General features: G+C 72.3%; 14 protein-coding genes. 10 read left to right on the forward strand and 4 right to left on the reverse strand.

Features of this window, described 5'->3' with window-relative positions; genetic code table 11:
• Window positions 1–47 precede the first annotated feature (47 nt).
• The 3 genes from C1703_RS24425 to C1703_RS24435 form a co-directional block, all read right to left on the reverse strand.
• The gene (locus C1703_RS24425; protein ID WP_114254863.1) at window positions 48–1,676 is read right to left on the reverse strand and encodes a protein kinase; all 1,629 of its coding nucleotides are present in this window, start codon (window positions 1,674–1,676) and stop codon (window positions 48–50) included.
• Window positions 1,673–2,419, reverse strand: a complete 747-nt coding sequence (locus C1703_RS24430) for an FHA domain-containing protein (RefSeq protein ID WP_114254864.1) — start codon at window positions 2,417–2,419, stop codon at window positions 1,673–1,675. Before C1703_RS24430 ends, C1703_RS24425 begins: the two co-directional genes overlap by 4 nt.
• A 132-nt stretch (window positions 2,420–2,551) precedes the next feature.
• Window positions 2,552–3,130, reverse strand: coding sequence for a hypothetical protein (locus C1703_RS24435; protein WP_114254865.1), 579 nt, complete (start codon window positions 3,128–3,130; stop codon window positions 2,552–2,554).
• 275 nt (window positions 3,131–3,405) lie between these two features.
• On the opposite strand from C1703_RS24435, the gene C1703_RS24440 reads away from it, so the two are divergent.
• The 4 genes from C1703_RS24440 (at window position 3,406) to C1703_RS24455 (ending at window position 7,741) form a co-directional block, all read left to right on the forward strand.
• Window positions 3,406–4,260 carry a bifunctional methylenetetrahydrofolate dehydrogenase/methenyltetrahydrofolate cyclohydrolase gene (locus C1703_RS24440; protein ID WP_114254866.1) on the forward strand — a complete coding sequence of 285 codons (855 nt, stop codon included), beginning with the start codon at window positions 3,406–3,408 and terminating at the stop codon, window positions 4,258–4,260.
• The gene (locus tag C1703_RS24445; RefSeq protein ID WP_114254867.1) at window positions 4,250–4,741 is read left to right on the forward strand and encodes a DUF3017 domain-containing protein; all 492 of its coding nucleotides are present in this window, start codon (window positions 4,250–4,252) and stop codon (window positions 4,739–4,741) included. Before C1703_RS24440 ends, C1703_RS24445 begins: the two co-directional genes overlap by 11 nt.
• Window positions 4,742–5,128: 387 nt before the next feature.
• A complete protein-coding gene (locus C1703_RS24450; protein ID WP_232840575.1) occupies window positions 5,129–6,409 on the forward strand; it encodes an XRE family transcriptional regulator in 1,281 nt (426 codons plus the stop codon).
• A 342-nt stretch (window positions 6,410–6,751) separates the two neighbouring features.
• Window positions 6,752–7,741: a malate dehydrogenase gene (locus C1703_RS24455; RefSeq protein WP_031119905.1), complete on the forward strand. Its 990-nt coding sequence runs from the start codon at window positions 6,752–6,754 to the stop codon at window positions 7,739–7,741.
• Window positions 7,742–7,798: 57 nt separating this feature from the next.
• Here the strand turns inward: C1703_RS24455 and C1703_RS24460 are convergent, their stop codons facing one another.
• On the reverse strand, window positions 7,799–8,695 hold the full coding sequence (locus tag C1703_RS24460; RefSeq protein ID WP_114254869.1) for a helix-turn-helix domain-containing GNAT family N-acetyltransferase: 897 nt from the start codon (window positions 8,693–8,695) through the stop codon (window positions 7,799–7,801).
• A 131-nt stretch (window positions 8,696–8,826) separates the two neighbouring features.
• Between C1703_RS24460 and C1703_RS24465 the strand changes: the two genes are divergently transcribed.
• From C1703_RS24465 to C1703_RS24490, 6 genes are all read left to right on the forward strand, one after another.
• Window positions 8,827–9,399, forward strand: coding sequence for a DinB family protein (locus C1703_RS24465; RefSeq protein ID WP_114254870.1), 573 nt, complete (start codon window positions 8,827–8,829; stop codon window positions 9,397–9,399).
• Window positions 9,400–9,576: 177 nt separating this feature from the next.
• The gene (locus C1703_RS24470; RefSeq protein ID WP_114254871.1) at window positions 9,577–11,097 is read left to right on the forward strand and encodes an aldehyde dehydrogenase family protein; all 1,521 of its coding nucleotides are present in this window, start codon (window positions 9,577–9,579) and stop codon (window positions 11,095–11,097) included.
• 112 nt (window positions 11,098–11,209) lie between these two features.
• Window positions 11,210–12,742 (forward strand): GMC oxidoreductase, encoded by a 1,533-nt coding sequence (locus C1703_RS24475; RefSeq protein WP_114254872.1) that lies wholly within the window; start codon window positions 11,210–11,212, stop codon window positions 12,740–12,742.
• A gap of 32 nt (window positions 12,743–12,774) precedes the next feature.
• Window positions 12,775–13,845, forward strand: a complete 1,071-nt coding sequence (locus C1703_RS24480) for a glycine betaine/L-proline ABC transporter ATP-binding protein (RefSeq protein WP_114257564.1) — start codon at window positions 12,775–12,777, stop codon at window positions 13,843–13,845.
• Entirely contained in the window at window positions 13,845–15,794 is a 1,950-nt protein-coding gene (locus C1703_RS24485; RefSeq protein ID WP_114254873.1) for an ABC transporter permease subunit, read from the forward strand. Before C1703_RS24480 ends, C1703_RS24485 begins: the two co-directional genes overlap by 1 nt.
• Before the next feature lies 1 nt (window position 15,795).
• Window positions 15,796–16,752: an ABC transporter substrate-binding protein gene (locus C1703_RS24490; protein WP_114254874.1), complete on the forward strand. Its 957-nt coding sequence runs from the start codon at window positions 15,796–15,798 to the stop codon at window positions 16,750–16,752.
• Window positions 16,753–16,755 lie beyond the last annotated feature (3 nt).

Consider the following 16,755-nt stretch of genomic DNA (forward strand, 5'->3'; position numbering starts at 1 on the left):
CAGTCTGACCCGCCCGGGGCTCGGGGGGAACCTCGGACGTCTCAGGGTCACTTCTTCCCGGGCGGGGCGTACTCCTTGAGGTAGTGGGCGACGCGGTCGGCGTAGGCGCGTACGTCCGCCGGGACGCCGCCCGCCGCGTTCACCGTCCGGTACGACCTGCGGTAGGCCGCGGCGATCAGGACCCGCCGGTCGCCCGGCAGTTCCTCGTGCAGGCGCGGGGCGATCCAGCACAGGTAGCGGCCCATCGCCGGGATGGACTCGGCGGGCGGGAAGGGGGGTTGGGGGACGGTCTCCCCGGGGGTGCCGTCCTCGTTCATCCACCAGCGCAGCACGCGCGGGGTCCAGCGGGCGATGCCGTACTCGTCGTTGGCGGGATCGGCGAGGTCCGGGTCGAAGTCGCTCTCCACCTTCAGCATGGCGGCGATCAGGACCGGCGTGACGTCCTTCTGGTCGCAGTCGTGCGCCGTCTCGACGATCAGCAGCCGGTAGGCGGGCGGGACGCCCCGGTCGGTGCGGAGCTCGGCGGCGCCGTACGCGGCGGCGGAGACGTTCGCCGTCGCGCCGGAGCCGCTGCTGCCGCCGCCCGGGGGGTCGTCGGCCCGGACGCTGATGCCGTAGGCCAGCGCCGCGACGGCGACGGCGGTGGCGGCGGCCGCGGCGAGGGACCTCCGGCGGACGCGGTGGCGGGGCGGACGCAACCGGGGCAGGCGGAAGGGGAGATGGCCCGTGCCCGTGGCCGCCTCGACGCGGCGCAGCAGTGCCTCGACGGTGATGCGGTCCTCGTGGGTGCGGGTCAGGCAGGCGGAGACGATCCGCCGCCAGTCGTCGGGCAGGCCGGGCGACAGGCGCAGTTCGTCGGTGCCGCGGGCGTAGGCCGCCGCCGCGTCGCGGCGGGCCGTCGGGGTGGCGCCGGGCAGCGGGAAGGAGTCGGTGAGGACGAGGTGGGCGAGGACGCCGAAGGCCCACACGTCGGCGGACGAGCGGATGCGGCGGCCGCGTTCGCCGATCTCGGTCCACAGCAGTTCCGGCGGGGTGTAGTCGGGCGTCGAGAAGGCCGGGGTGTAGGCGTGGGTTCCCTCCAGTTCGGCGGCCATGTTGAAGTCGGCGAGGCGGACCGAACCGTCCGCCATCAGCAGCACGTTGGCCGGCTTGAGGTCGCCGTGCACCCAGCCCGCCCCGTGCAGCTGGGCCAGTCCCTCGCAGATCTGCGCGAGCAGCGCGGGACCGGCGGCGGGGCGGGGCGTGGCGGTGAGCAGCGCGGACAGGGAGCCCCGCGCCCGCTCCAGGACGAGGACGGTGGCGCCGTCCAGCTCCGGGCGGTCCGGGTCGTCGACCGTCAGCGTCTCGTACATCCGCACCAGCCGCGGATGCCGCAGCCGCCGGTACAGCTCGACCTCCCGCTCGATCAGCTCGCGCAGGTGGGTCAGGCGGCGGGGCGTCGCCGTGCCGGTGGGCAGGAACTTCAGGGCCGCCGTCCGGGGCAGCTCCGGCTCGCCCGCCCGGGGCCGGGAGCGGTCCTCCCGTCGCGCGGCGGCGTCACCGGCACTCCGGTCCGCGTCACCGACGCGCCGGGCGGCGTACACACTGCCGAAGGCGCCCGTCGCGATGGGCTCGCGCACCTCCCAGACGCCGACCCGGTAGCCCTTCGGCACGGGCACGGCGTAGGGCTCGGTCACCGGGTCACCCGGCCCGGTGGGGCGGCCAGGACGGCGAGGTCGTCCTCCCGGACCAGGTCGAAGCGGAGCGCCAGGGAGACCAGGGACTCCTTCTTGCCGTTGAGCCGCGGGCCCGTGTCCGCGCTCTCCGGGCCCGGCTTCAGGCGCAGCTTCACGGCGAGGTAGTCGATGTTCCACTGCACGGACGTGCGGGACGCGGCGGGCCAGGTGGGGCGCAGTCGGTCGGCGACCTGGTCGACGGTGGGCAGCGGCGCGTGCGGGGTGCCGCGCAGGCGCGGTTCGCACAGGGCGGCCAGGACCGCGAAGTACCGCTTGGTGCGGTCGACGGAGAAGGCCGGCGCGGTCGTGGCGCCGTCGAGGCCGCCCGTGCCGCTCAGGTAGTCGTGGCGCGGCGCCCACACCTCCAGGGGCAGCAGGTCCCCGGCGGCGGGCAGCACGATCCGCGAGAACTCGAAGGGGATGGGGGCGTCCAGCCGCCCGGGCGCGACCTTGACGTGTTCGCCCGCGCCCTCCGGGTTCTCCACGACGTACGTCTGTTCGCGGCTGAGGTTGCTCAGGATCCAGAAGGCGCCCTGCGCGGTGATCTCACCGGCCCGGCGGGAGACTCCGTCGTGGGCGATGTGCAGGTCGTTGTCGTGCGCGGACCGGCCGAAGGTGAGGCGTTCGCCGGGCGCGAGTCTGATCTGGGGTCGGTTTCGCTCGTCCTCCGTGGTCGGCGGAGGTACCACGATGATGCTGTACAAGGTGCTCTCCCCGTGCCTGACAGCTACCACCGTCAGACTAGGGCGACGCACCAGGGCCGTGCCCCCCTCGTACGGGTGAGACACGGCCCTTGGATGTGATTGGCGTGAACCGGTCCGGTCGACCGGGTCCGCTCAGTAACGGGGGCGGTTGAACCAGGCCTTGCCGTTCGCGTTGCCGACGAACACCGCGACCAGGATGGCCAGGACGGTGTGCACCAGGCCCACGAGGATGAACGGGTAGATGCCGAGGACGGCGGTGATGATGGCGAAGACCAGGATGGTGATCCGGGCGCCGTTGCCGCCGTTCTTGAACTTCGTCGCCAGCACGGCCGCGAACACCAGCCAGGCCAGGCCGAACGCCACGTAGCCCCAGATCACGCCGGTCGACTGGCCGACCAGGTCCTGGAAGGCGGTGTTGTCCTTGAGGGACTCGTCGTCCTTCGCGGCGTTGAGGGCCGCGGCGGCGAAGGCGAAGAAGCCCACGCCGAGGACCTGCAGGCCGACGATCACCCACATCATCACGCGGGCCGCGCTCACCGAGCCGGGCATCGTGGTCGGCGCCGGGGGGCCGCCGTAGGGGGAGACCGGAGGTGCCTGCGGGTAGCCGTAACCGGGCGCCTGCCCCTGCTGCTGCGGGTAGCCGTAGCCCGGCTGCTGCGGCTGCTGCCCCTGGGGAGCGCCGTAGGGATTGTTCGGGTCGCCGTAGCTCATGGCGGACTTTCCTCCGTTGTTCCGAGTGCGGGGACGACGCGTGGCATCCGCGCGGAGGAGAGTTCTTCAGCTGGTGACCGTCCCCCCGTTGAGCTGCCCGCGGCACTTGTCAGGTCATCGTTCTTCACCACTGAGTGGCTTGTCCAGCCGCATTCCCGATGTGTTGTGCAAGTGCAACATCGCTGATCATGAGCGGATACGGGCGGAGGGGCCCCGCGGTGCCCGGATTGCGGCCGGATTGGAACCACGGGCGGGTCATCCGCGAGGATGGGGCCATGACCGCCCAGATTCTCGATGGCAAGGCCACCGCAGCCGCGATCAAGTCCGATCTGACCGCCCGCGTGGCGGCGCTGAAGGAGAAGGGCGTCACGCCCGGCCTCGGCACGATCCTCGTCGGGGACGACCCCGGCAGCCAGAAGTACGTCGCCGGCAAGCACCGCGACTGCGCGCAGGTCGGCATCGCCTCCATCCAGCGGGAGCTGCCCGCCACCGCCACGCAGGAGGAGATCGAGGCGGTCGTGCGCGAGCTGAACGAGGACCCGGCCTGTACCGGGTACATCGTGCAACTGCCGCTCCCCAGGGGCATCGACGAGAACCGCATCCTGGAGCTGATGGACCCGGACAAGGACGCGGACGGCCTGCACCCGATGAACCTCGGGCGCCTCGTCCTCAACGAGCCGGCGCCGCTGCCCTGCACCCCGAACGGTGTGCTCACGCTGCTGCGGCAGTACGGCGTCGAGATCAAGGGCGCCGAGGTCGTCGTCGTCGGCCGCGGTGTCACCATCGGCCGCCCGATGCCGCTGCTGCTCACCCGCCGCAGTGAGAACGCGACCGTCACCCAGTGCCACACCGGCACCCGCGACCTGTCGGCGCACCTGAAGCGCGCGGACATCATCATCGCCGCGGCCGGTTCCGCCCATCTGATCCGCGCCGAGGACGTCAAGCCGGGCGCGGCCGTCCTCGACGTCGGTGTCTCCCGCAGCGCCGAGGGCAAGATCGTGGGCGACGTCCACCCCGACGTGGCCGAGGTCGCCGGCTTCATCTCCCCGAACCCCGGCGGGGTCGGCCCGATGACCCGCGCCCAGTTGCTCGTCAACGTGGTCGAGGCGGCGGAGCGCAGTGTCGGCTGAGCCCCAGGCCCCCGGCGGGCAGGAGACGTCCGAGGACATCACCGTCCGGGACCCCGTCAGCGCGCCCGACGCCGAGGGGCGGCCGCGGCGGGTCACCCGGCGGTTCCCGCTGTTCACCAAGGACACCGCGCGGCCCGAGGGCGGTGGCCGGGCCGCCTCCGGGGACGCGCCCGCGCCGGCGCGGCAGTGGCCGGTCCTCGCCGTGCTCGGGCTGGCCGGAGCGGGCCTGCTGGTGACCGCGTTCGACCAGTTCCGGATCGGGACGCTGCTGATCGGCATCGCTCTGCTGGGCGGCGGCGCGCTGCGCTGGCTGCTGCCCGACGTGGGCATGCTCGCCGTCCGCTCCCGCTTCACGGACATCGTCACGTACGGGGTGCTGGGCCTGGTGATCGTCATGCTGGCGTTGATGGCGCAGCCGGACCCGTTGCTGCGGATCCCGTTCCTGAAGGACACGCTGCACTTCACGGTCACCAGCGAGTGACGTGAACGGCGGCCCGCCCTCTCCCCCGAGGAAGGACGGGCCGCCGCCACGACCCACCCTCGTGCACGGCGAACTGCCTGTTCAACGGCTGTCAGTGCGCTGTGGCACGGAAGTGACAGTTCCGGTACGTCCCGCTTCCGATTTCGCACGAACTGGTGCAACACCGGGGTTGGCGTGGACAATCGGGACGGTCCAGGGTGTATCGCGCGCGGGCCCTGTGCTCCTGTGCGCCCCCGGTCGGGGGAACTGAGATCCTGAGTGGGCGCATCCCTGTGGGTAGCCACAACGGGGACTCGGCCAAGGCCGCCACGCGCGGGGCGAACAGCGCGGGACATGACAGCACGAACCGGGGGGAAGAGGGGGGAAGCAATGCCTCGTTGGAGGGCCTTGCCGGATGAGCTCGATCCACAGATCAGGGAGTTCACCAGCCAGTTGCGCAGACTCGTGGACCGCAGCGGTCTGAGTATCGCGTCGGTGGCGGACCGCACGGGCTACAGCAAGACGTCGTGGGAGCGTTACCTGAACGGCCGGCTGCTCGCGCCCAAGGGCGCGATCGTCGCCCTGGCCGAGGTCACCGGGACCAACCCGGTGCACCTGACGACCATGTGGGAGCTCGCCGAGCGCGCCTGGAGCCGCTCGGAGATGCGGCACGACATGACGATGGAGGCCATCCGGATCTCCCAGGCGCGCGCCGCGCTCGGGGAGTTCGGCGGCCAGGACTTCGGCGGCTCCGCGGCCGGCGGCAAGACGGCCGCCGGCGGCGGCAGGACGGCCCGCCGGAGCGGCAGCGCCACGGTCACGCCGGGCATCGCGGGCCCGGCCGGAGTGGCCCCGACCGTGCCGCCGCAGCCGACGGCACCCGAGGTGCAGGACTCCACCACCGGCTCCGGCGTGCGGGAGGACGGCGGCCGGGGCGGCGCGAGCGACGTCAACTCGTGGGGCATCGCCGGGTACAAGGGCCCCTCGCCGACGGGCGGACGCCCCGCCGGCACCGGATCCACGCCCGGTTCGGGCCCCGGAAGCCCCGCCGGCACCGGATTCCGGCCCGGCCCGGGCTCCGGAGCCCACGCCGGATCGCCTGGTGGGACCGCCCGGACGCCGGCCGTCGGGGCCGGTCCGTACGGCGAGCCCCCGCGGGACGCCGTGCCCGGCCGCGCCGGCCGTGGCGGCTCCGCCGCCGGCAAGCGGCGGACCGGGACGTTCCTCGCGGGTGTCGTCGGCGTGCTCGTGGTGATCGCCGGCGCCTTCTACCTCACCGGCGGTGGCGACGACGAGAACAAGGGCAAGGCCAAGCCGCCCGCGCCGACCGCCAGCACCGACCCCGACCTGCCGCCCGGCGTGAAGTGCAGCGGTGACGGCTGCACCGGCAAGGACGCGGAGAGCATGGGATGCAGTGGTGACCTGGTGACCACGGCCCAGACCGCCACCGTCGGCACGACCGTCGTCGAGGTCCGCTACAGCGAGACCTGCAAGGCGGCCTGGGGCCGTATCACCCAGGCGGCGCAGGGCGACGAGGTCGAGGTCAGCGCGGGCAAGGCGAAGCAGGGCGGCAGCATCACGACGGCCGGGGACACGATCGCGTACACCCCGATGGTCGCCGTGAAGAGCGCCGCCGACGCCACAGCCTGTGCCACGCTCGCCTCCGGACAGCGGGGCTGCACCGAGTAGCCCGCGCAACCCCACGAGCCACTCCAAGTGGGCGGCCGGAAAGGAATTTCCGAGAGGGAGGCATGCCCGCGGGAATCGCGGGCACGCGAACGGTACCCCCACGGGATTCCGGCACGATCGGTTCCCCCCAGGCGGCCGCCTCGTCCCCCTCTCCCGGACGGGCGGCCGCCTTTCGCGCGCGGCATCGGAGAGTGTTGTGGGGTGGGCCACACCGACCCGGCCGTCCGGGATCCCGGATGCGCGATAGCCTGACCGCTGGATCGATCTCTTGACGCCGAGAGATCGATCAAACGTCCGGGGCAGGAACCCGGCCCCACCGCCAGCTGTCATACGGAGAACGCCATGACCCGCACTCCCGTGAACGTCACCGTCACCGGCGCGGCCGGCCAGATCGGTTACGCCCTGCTCTTCCGCATCGCCTCCGGTCAGCTGCTCGGCGCGGACGTGCCGGTGAAGCTGCGCCTCCTGGAGATCACGCCGGCGCTGAAGGCGGCCGAGGGCACGGCCATGGAGCTGGACGACTGCGCGTTCCCGCTCCTGCAGGGCATCGACATCACGGACGACCCGAACGTCGCCTTCGACGGCGCCAACGTCGGTCTGCTCGTCGGCGCCCGCCCCCGCACCAAGGGCATGGAGCGCGGTGACCTGCTGGAGGCCAACGGCGGCATCTTCAAGCCGCAGGGCCAGGCCATCAACGCGCACGCCGCGGACGACATCAAGGTCCTGGTCGTCGGCAACCCGGCCAACACCAACGCCCTGATCGCCCAGGCCGCCGCGCCGGACGTACCGGCCGAGCGGTTCACGGCCATGACCCGCCTGGACCACAACCGCGCCCTGACCCAGCTGTCGAAGAAGACCGGCACCCCGGTCTCCGAGATCAAGAAGCTGACGATCTGGGGCAACCACTCCGCCACGCAGTACCCGGACATCTTCCACGCCACGGTCGCCGGCAAGAACGCCGCCGAGGTCGTCAACGACGAGAAGTGGCTGGCCGAGGACTTCATCCCGACCGTCGCCAAGCGCGGCGCCGCCATCATCGAGGCCCGTGGCGCCTCGTCGGCCGCCTCCGCCGCGAACGCCGCCATCGACCACGTCTACTCCTGGGTCAACGGCACGGCCGAGGGCGACTGGGTCTCCATGGGCATCCCGTCGGACGGCTCCTACGGCGTCCCGGAGGGCCTGATCTCCTCCTTCCCCGTCACCTGCAAGGACGGCAAGTACGAGATCGTCCAGGGCCTGGAGATCAACGAGTTCTCCCGCGCCCGGATCGACGCCTCCGTCAAGGAGCTCGAGGAGGAGCGCGAGGCGGTCCGCGGCCTCGGCCTCATCTGACAGCCGGTTCTCGCTGGCGGCCCCGTACCGGTTCCTCCGGTGCGGGGCCGCCAGCGTTCAGGGGGCCAGCCGCTTCTCGAACCAGTGCTGGCCGTAGACGTGGTCGGTGTACGCCGGGATCTCCCGGTAGCCGCACGCCCGGTACATCGCCCGCGCCTCGGTGAGCACGGCGTGCGTGTCGAGCCGTACGACGTGCCAGCCGCGGCGCAGGGACTCCCGCTCGATCGCCGTGAGCAGCCGGCGGGCGAGGCCGAGGCGGCGGGCGTCCGGGTGCACCCACACATGGCGGATCTCGCCCACGCCGGGTTCCAGCCCCCGCAGCGCCCCGCAGCCCACCGGCCGGCCCTCCTCGTACGCCACGAAGAACGCGCCCGCCTCCCCCGAGACCTGCTCGGGCCGGACCAGGTCCGCCTTGTCGAAGCCCTCGGGGAAGCGGGCGTCGAGGTCGGCGGCGTAGGCGTCGAGGCAGGCGCGGGCGTCCGGGGCGTGGCCGTCGACCGGCTCGACGGTGATGGCCGCGAGGCGCAGCAGCCGCCGGGCGGTGGCCAGCGCGTCGGTGAGCTGCTGCCGCTGGGGTGCGGCCAGGCCCTTCAGCACGTCCGAGGCGAGGGTGTCGGCGCGGCGGTTCTGCTCCGTGACCTCGGCGCGGCCGGCCGGGGTCAGTTCGATCATGCGCAGCCGGTTGTCGTCCGGGTGGGTGCGCAGCCGGACCATGCCCTGGGCCTGGAGGGCCTTGGTCATCCGGCTGAGGTACCCGGCGTCCAGGCCGAGCCGGCTCCGGAGCTCGCGCAGGGAGACACCGGCCGGGCTCTCGGCGATCTCGAACAGCAGCCGGGCCTCGCCGAGCGGGCGGTCCTGGCCCAGGTAGTGGTCGTTCAGCACACCGATCCGGCGTGTGAAGTAGCGGTTGAACCGGCGGAAGGCCGCCACCTGCCCGGTCGACACTGACTCCATAATCTTTGACTTTAGTCAAAGGAACCCCGCGCGTCGACCGAACGCGTCGACCGGACGCGTCGACCGAACGCGTCGACCGGATGTGCCGAGTTCCCGGCCCGTTGTCAGACCCGGGCTCTAGCCTTCGGGGCATGACTCAGCACGCTGAAGCGGTGCCGCTGGAGCCGCCGGTCGCCGGCGACGAGGTCGCGACCCTCGTCGGTTCCCTGGAGAGACAGCGCAGGACGTTCGCCTGGAAGGCGGAGGGGCTGGACGCGGCCGGGCTGGGGGTGCGGATCGCAGCCTCCTCGGTCACCCTGGGCGGGCTGCTCAAGCACCTCGCCCTGGTCGAGGACCAGTACCTCTCCGTGCGGCTGCTCGGGAACGAGCCCGCGCCGGAGTGGCGCGCGGGGGACCGGGACGCGGAGCCGGACCGGGAGTGGAGCTCGGCCGCCGGCGACACCCCCGAGCAGCTGTACGCGGGGTGGGCGCGGGCCGTGGCCCGGTCCCGGGCGAACCTGCGGGAGGTGCTCGCCGGGAGCGACGCCGGCCGGCTCGCCGCGTTCACCACGAGGGACGGGCGGTCCCCGAGTGTGCGGCGGCTGCTGGTCGACCTGATCGAGGAGTACGCGCGGCACGTCGGGCACGCCGACCTCCTCCGCGAGGCGATCGACGGACGGGTGGGGGAGGACCCGCCGGACGGCTTCCGGCCTTGGGCGATCTGACGTCCCGGCCCTGATCGGCGGGTGGTCTGCCCCTGATTGTCCACATCTCCCGTGACACAGCGCACTTTCGGCCACGGATCGCGCATGCATCCGGGGGCGCAGGGCAGGCGCACTCGGTCTTGGTGACACGTGTGTGACACAGAGGCGCTGATCAGGAACGGAAGGCGAAAAGCGATCATGGCGGAAAGTACCGAGCTTCAGGCGCGCGAAACCATCCACGCGGGAGGGGAATGGCGTGCGGCCGTCTCCGGCGCCACGCGCGAGATCCTCGACCCCGCGGACGCCCTGCCGTTCGCCGTGGTCGCGGAGGGCGACGAGAAGGACACCGACCTGGCGGTCGCCGCCGCCCGCCGGGCGTTCGACGAGGGGCCGTGGCCGCACACCCCCGTCACCGAGCGGGCCGCGCTGCTGCGCCGCGTCGCCGACCTGCTCGTGCGGGACCGGGAGGAGCTGGGCCGGCTGGAGGCCCAGGACGCGGGCAAGACCGTCGAGGAGGGCCGCGTCGACATCGACTGTGTCGCCGACGCCTTCCGCTACTTCGCCGACCTGGTCGCGGGCGAGGCCCCCGGCCGGGTCGTGGACGCCGGCTCGCCCGACATCCACAGCGTCGTCGTGCACGAGCCCATCGGCGTCTGCGCGATGATCACGCCCTGGAACTACCCGCTGCTCCAGGCCAGCTGGAAGATCGCCCCGGCCCTCGCCGCCGGCAACACCTTCGTCATCAAGCCCAGCGAGATCACGCCGATGACGACGATCGCGCTGATCGACCTGCTCGTCGAGGCCGGACTGCCCGCCGGGGTCGCCAACATCGTCACCGGCCCGGGCCACTCGGTCGGCGCCCGGCTCTCCGAGCACCCCGACGTCGACCTGGTCTCCTTCACCGGCGGCCTGGTCAGCGGCACCAAGGTGGCCCAGGCCGCCGCGCCCACCGTCAAGAAGGTCGCCCTCGAACTCGGCGGCAAGAACCCCAACGTCGTCTTCGCCGACGCCTGCGCCACCGAGGAGGGCTTCGACACCGCCGTCGACCAGGCCCTCAACGCCGCCTTCATCCACAGCGGCCAGGTCTGCTCGGCCGGCGCCCGCCTCATCATCGAGGAGTCGGTGCGGGAGCGGTTCGTGGCCGAACTCGCCCGGCGCGCCGAGAAGATCCGCCTCGGCCGAGGCACCGAGGAGGGCGTCGAGTGCGGCCCGCTCGTTTCCGAGCAGCAGCGCACCAAGGTCGAGATGTACGTCGAGTCCGCCCTGAAGGAGGGCGCGGTCCTGCGCTCCGGCGGCAAGCGCCCCGAGCCGTCCCCGGAGCGCCCGGAGAACGGCTACTTCTACGAGCCGACCGTCCTCGACCACTGCCACCGCGAGATGCGCGTCGTGCGGGAGGAGGTCTTCGGACCGGTCCTCACCGTCGAGACCTTCCGCACCGAGGACGAGGCCGTCGCCCTCGCCAACGACACCGAGTACGGCCTCGCGGGCGGCGTCTGGACCGCCGACCCGGGCCGCGCCCGCCGCGTCGCCGGACGGCTGCGCCACGGCACGATCTGGATCAACGACTTCCACCCCTACCTGCCGCAGGCGGAATGGGGCGGCTTCGGCAAGAGCGGAGTGGGCCGCGAACTCGGCCCGGCCGGACTCGCCGAGTACCGAGAGACCAAGCACGTCTACCAGAACCTCGCCCCCAAGCCGGTGCGCTGGTTCGCGGGCTGAGCCCCCTCCCCGACCGGGCTGCCGAACCCGCCCCGGGGCGACCCCCGCGCCCCGGGCTGAACCCCCCGTCTCCCGAGCCCGTCCACTTCATCCCCACTGGAGCAAGCACGCCATGTCCCACGCCAGTCATGAGTACGACTATGTCGTGATAGGCGGCGGAACCGCTGGTTCCGTCATCGCCTCCCGTCTCACCGAGAACCCCGATGTCACCGTCGCCGTCATCGAGGGCGGCCCCAGCGACGTGGGCCGCGACGACGTGCTGACCCTGCGCCGCTGGATGGGCCTGCTCGGCGGCGAACTCGACTACGACTACCCCACCACCGAACAGCCACGCGGAAACTCGCACATCCGGCACAGCCGGGCCCGCGTCCTGGGCGGCTGCTCCTCGCACAACACCCTGATCGCCTTCAAGCCGCTGCCCGCCGACTGGGACGAGTGGGAGGCCGCCGGCGCCAAGGGCTGGGGCGCGGTGCAGATGGAGGCGTACTTCGCCCGGCTGCTCAACAACATCGTCCCGGTCGACGAGAAGGACCGGAACGCCATCGCCCGCGACTTCGTCGACGCCGCCCAGGAGGCGCTCGGCGTGCCGCGCGTCGACGGCTTCAACAAGAAGCCCTTCACCGAGGGCGTCGGCTTCTTCGACCTCGCCTACCACCCCGAGAACAACAAGCGGTCCTCGGCGTCGGTGGCGTACCTGCACCCGGTGATGGACGAACGGCCCAACCTGACGATCCTGCTGGAGACCTGGGCGTACAAGCTCCAGCTGGACGGCAACCGCGCCGAGGGCGTGCACGTGCGCACCAAGGACGGCGAGGAGATCCTCGTCAAGGCCCGCAACGAAGTCCTGCTGTGCGCCGGTGCCGTCGACTCGCCCCGGCTGCTGATGCACTCCGGCATCGGCCCCAGGGCCGACCTGGAGAAGCTCGGCATCCCCGTCGCGCACGACCTGCCGGGCGTCGGCGAGAACCTCCTCGACCACCCCGAGTCGGTCATCGTCTGGGAGACCAACGGCCCCATCCCGGAGAACTCCGCGATGGACTCCGACGCGGGCCTGTTCGTGCGGCGCGACCCCGAACTGCCGCACCCCGACCTGATGTTCCACTTCTACCAGATCCCCTTCACGGACAACCCGGAGCGACTGGGCTACCGGCGGCCGGAGTTCGGCGTCTCCATGACCCCGAACATCCCCAAGCCCAAGAGCCGCGGCCGGCTCTACCTGACCAGCGCCGACCCCGAGGTCAAGCCCGCCCTGGACTTCCGCTACTTCACCGACGAGGACGACTACGACGGCAGGACCCTCGTCGACGGCATCAAGATCGCCCGCGAGATCGCCAAGACCCAGCCGCTGGCCGGCTGGCTCAAGCGCGAGGTGGCCCCCGGCCCGGACGTCACCGGTGACGAGGAACTCAGCGAGTACGCCCGCAAGGTCGCGCACACCGTCTACCACCCGGCCGGCACCTGCAAGATGGGCGCCGCCGACGACCAGCTGGCCGTCGTCGACCCCGAGCTGCGCATCCGCGGCCTCGACGGCATCCGCATCGCCGACGCCTCCGTGTTCCCCACCATGACCACCGTGAACCCGATGATCGGCGTGCTCATGGTCGGGGAGAAGGCCGCCGAGCTGATCGGTGGTGGTGCCAAGTGACCGCGACCCTCGAACCCCCGACGGAGCAGACCATGGACACCACCCCCGTCTTCTCGGTGGAGGGCCTGTGGAAGGTGTTCGGCCCCAAGGCCGACCGCATTCCCGGCGACCCCGAACTCACCGCCCTGGACGCCGCCGAGCTGCGCGCCCGCACCGGCTGCACCGCCGCCGTCCGGGACGTCAGCTTCGACGTGCGCAAGGGCGAGGTCTTCGTCGTCATGGGCCTGTCCGGCTCCGGCAAGTCCACGCTGGTGCGCTGCCTGACCCGGCTGATCGAGCCGACCGCCGGCACGATCGCCATCGACGGCGAGGACGTCCGCGCCATGGACCGCTCCCGGCTGCGCGAACTGCGCCGCCACCGCGCCGCCATGGTCTTCCAGCACTTCGGCCTGCTGCCGCACCGCACGGTCCTCGACAACGTCGCCTACGGCCTGGAGATCCAGGGCATGGGCAAGGCCGAGCGGCGCGAGCGGGCCGCCGAGGTCGTCGCCAAGGTCGGCCTGGAGGGCATGGAGCACCGCCGCCCCGGCCAGCTCTCCGGCGGCCAGCGCCAGCGCGTGGGCCTCGCCCGGGCCCTCGCCGTCGACCCCCAGGTCCTCCTCTTCGACGAGCCGTTCAGCGCGCTCGACCCGCTGATCCGGCGCGACATGCAGGAGGAGGTCGTCCGGCTGCACCGGGAGGAGGGCCGCACGATGGTCTTCATCACCCACGACCTCCAGGAGGCCCTCAAGCTGGGCGACCGCATCGCCCTGATGCGGGACGGCCGGGTGGTGCAGCTCGGCACGCCCGAGGAGATCGTCGGCTCGCCCGCCGACGACTACGTCCGCGAGTTCGTCCGGGACGTCCCGCGCGAGCAGGTCATGACGGTCCGCACGGCCATGCGCCGCCCGTCGGCGGAGCTGGACGGCAGCGGACCGGCGGTCCGGCCCGACGCGACGGTCTCCGAGGCCATCGAGGCCGTCGCCCGCGCCGGCGCCCCCGCCCGGGTCGTGGACAAGGGCCGGTGCGTGGGCGTGGTCGACTCCGACACCCTCCTCGGCGTCGTCGCCGGCACGGAGCAGCCCGCCCCGCCGGGGACGGAGCAGCCCAAGGAGGCGGTGTGATGGCGACCATCACGGCGAACCCGCCCCGCATCGGCCTGCCCGGACTGCTGAAGAACCGGGCCGTCCAGAAGCTCCTCCTGCTCGCGGTCGCGGCAGCGATCCTCGTCCCCCTGGCCAACGCCCGCTGGGCCAGCGGCACCTGGCCGAGCGCGCTGACCGTCGACTTCTCCGAGCCGCTCGCCAAGGCCAGCGACTGGATCATCGACAACCGCGACAGCCACCCGCTCTTCCTGTACTTCTTCGGCCACGTCAGCAACGTCGTCGTCATCGCCGTCCGGGCCGTCTACCTCACCCTCCTGGCCGTCGGCTGGGCCGGTGTCACCGCCCTGGGCGCCCTGGTCGCCTGGCGGGTGGCCGGTGTGAAGCTGGCGCTCGGCACGGCCGTCGCGTTCCTCGCCTGCGGCCTGCTCGGCATGTGGGTGCCGACCATGCAGACCCTCGCCCTGATGGTCGTCGCGGTCCTCGCCTCGGTCGTGGTGGGCGCCCTGCTCGGGCTCGCCGCCGGGCTGTCCGACCGCATGGACCGCGTGCTGCGCCCGGTCCTGGACACCATGCAGGTGCTGCCCGCCTTCGCCTACCTGCTGCCGGTCGTCCTCGTCTTCGGCATCGGCGTCCCCGCGGCCGTCCTGGCCACCGTCATCTACGCCGCCCCGCCCATGGCCCGCCTCACCGCGCTCGGCCTGCGCGGCGCCGACAAGGAAGTGCTCGAGGCGGTCGAGTCGCTCGGCTCCACCGCACGCCAGCGGCTGCTGACCGCCCGCATCCCGCTGGCCCGCAAGGAACTCCTCCTCGGCGTCAACCAGACGATCATGATGGCGCTGTCCATGGCCGTCATCGCCGCCGTCATCGGCGCGGGCGGCCTCGGTGACCGCGTCTACCAGGCGCTGGCCTCGGTCGACGTCGGCGCCGCGCTCGCCGCCGGCATCCCGATCGTGCTGCTGGCCGTCGTCCTGGACCGCGTCACCGGCGCGGCGGGCGAGAAGCTCGGCGCCGCACCGGAGCCCCGCGGCCGGCTCGGCTGGCTGCTCGCCCTGGCCGGTGTCGTCGCCGTGGCGGTCGCCGGACGGCTCGCGGGCCGCCTCGACTGGCCCGACGCCTGGGTCGTGGGCATCGCCGAGCCCGTCAACCGCGCCGTCGACTGGATGACCGCGCACCTGTACTCCGGCGTCCCCGTCATCGGCGGCACCGCCGACTGGGCGGGCCACTTCACCACCTGGGTCCTCGACCCGGTCCGCGACGGCCTGCAGGGGCTGCCCTGGTGGTCCCTGCTGCTCATCGTCGCCGCCCTGGCCTGGGTGATCGGCACCTGGCGCACCGCGCTCACCGCTGTCCTCGCCATGGCCGCGATCGGCGTCCTCGGCGTCTGGAAGCCGTCGCTGGACACCCTCTCCCAGGTCCTCGCGGCCGTCGCCGTCACCCTCGTCGTCGGCTTCGCCGTCGGTATCGCCGCGGCCCGCAGCGACCGCCTGGAACGGGCACTGCGCCCCGTCCTCGACGTCTTCCAGACGATGCCGCAGTTCGTGTACCTGATCCCGGTCGTCGCCCTGTTCGGCGTCGGCCGCGCCCCGGCCGTCGCCGCCGCGATCGTCTACGCGCTGCCGGCCGTCGTCCGCATCACCACCCAGGGCCTGCGCCAGGTCGACCCGGCCGCGCTGGAGGCGTCCGGCTCGCTCGGCGCGACCAGCTGGCAGCAACTGCGGCAGGTCCAGCTGCCGCTGGCCCGCCCCGCCCTGCTGCTCGCCGTCAACCAGGGCCTCGTCCTGGTCCTCGCCGTCGTCGTCATCGGCGGCCTGGTCGGCGGTGGCGCGCTCGGCTACGACGTCGTCTTCGGCCTCGCCCAGGGCGACCTGGCGACCGGTCTGGTGGCCGGCGTGGCGATCGTCTGCCTCGGCCTGATGCTCGACCGGGTGACCCAGCCCACCGAACGCCGCGCGAAGAAGGGAGCGTGACATGCGAGTCCGTACGACCGCCGCGGTCGCCGCGGTGAGCTCCCTGGCGCTGCTCACCGGCTGCGGCGCCGCCGACATGACCAAGCAGGCGTCGCCCTTCGCCAACGCGCAGGGCGCCAAGACCGTGACCCTGTCCGTGCAGTCCTGGGTGGGCGCCCAGGCCAACGTGGCCGTCGCCCAGTACCTGCTGGAACATGAGCTGGGCTACCGCGTCGACACCGTCCAGGTCGACGAGGTGCCCGCCTGGGACGCCCTCAGCCAGGGCCGCGTCGACGCGATCCTGGAGGACTGGGGCCACCCCGAGCAGGAGAAGCGGTACGTCGACGACAAGAAGACGATCGCCCGGGGCGGCGGACTCGGCGTCACCGGCCACATCGGCTGGTTCGTGCCGACGTACCTCGCCAAGCAGCACCCGGACATCACGAACTGGAAGAACCTCAACAAGTACTCCCACCTGTTCCGCACCCCCGAGAGCGGCAGCAAGGGCCAGCTGATGGACGGCTCGCCGTCCTACGTCACCAACGACAAGGCGCTGGTGAAGAACCTGAAGCTGGACTACCAGGTGGTGTTCGCGGGCTCCGAGGCGGCGCAGATCACGCAGATCAAGCAGTTCGCCAAGGAGAAGAAGCCCTTCCTCACCTACTGGTACGCGCCGCAGTGGCTCTTCAAGAAGGTCCCGATGACCGAGGTGAAGCTGCCGCCGTACAAGGAGGGCTGCGACGCCGACCCGGAGAAGGTCGCCTGCGCCTATCCGCACACGCCGCTGCAGAAGTACCTGAACTCGGGCTTCGCGAAGAACGGCGGCAAGGCGGCGGCCTTCCTGAAGAAGTTCCGGTGGACGACCGAGGACCAGAACGAGGTCTCCCTGATGATCGCCGAGCAGAAGATGTCGCCGGAGGACGCGGCGAAGAAGTGGGTGGACAGCCACAAGTCCACGTGGAAGAAGTGGCTGTCCTGAGCG

The sequence above is a fragment of the Streptomyces sp. Go-475 genome (assembly GCF_003330845.1).
Taxonomy (GTDB): Bacteria; Actinomycetota; Actinomycetes; order Streptomycetales; family Streptomycetaceae; genus Streptomyces.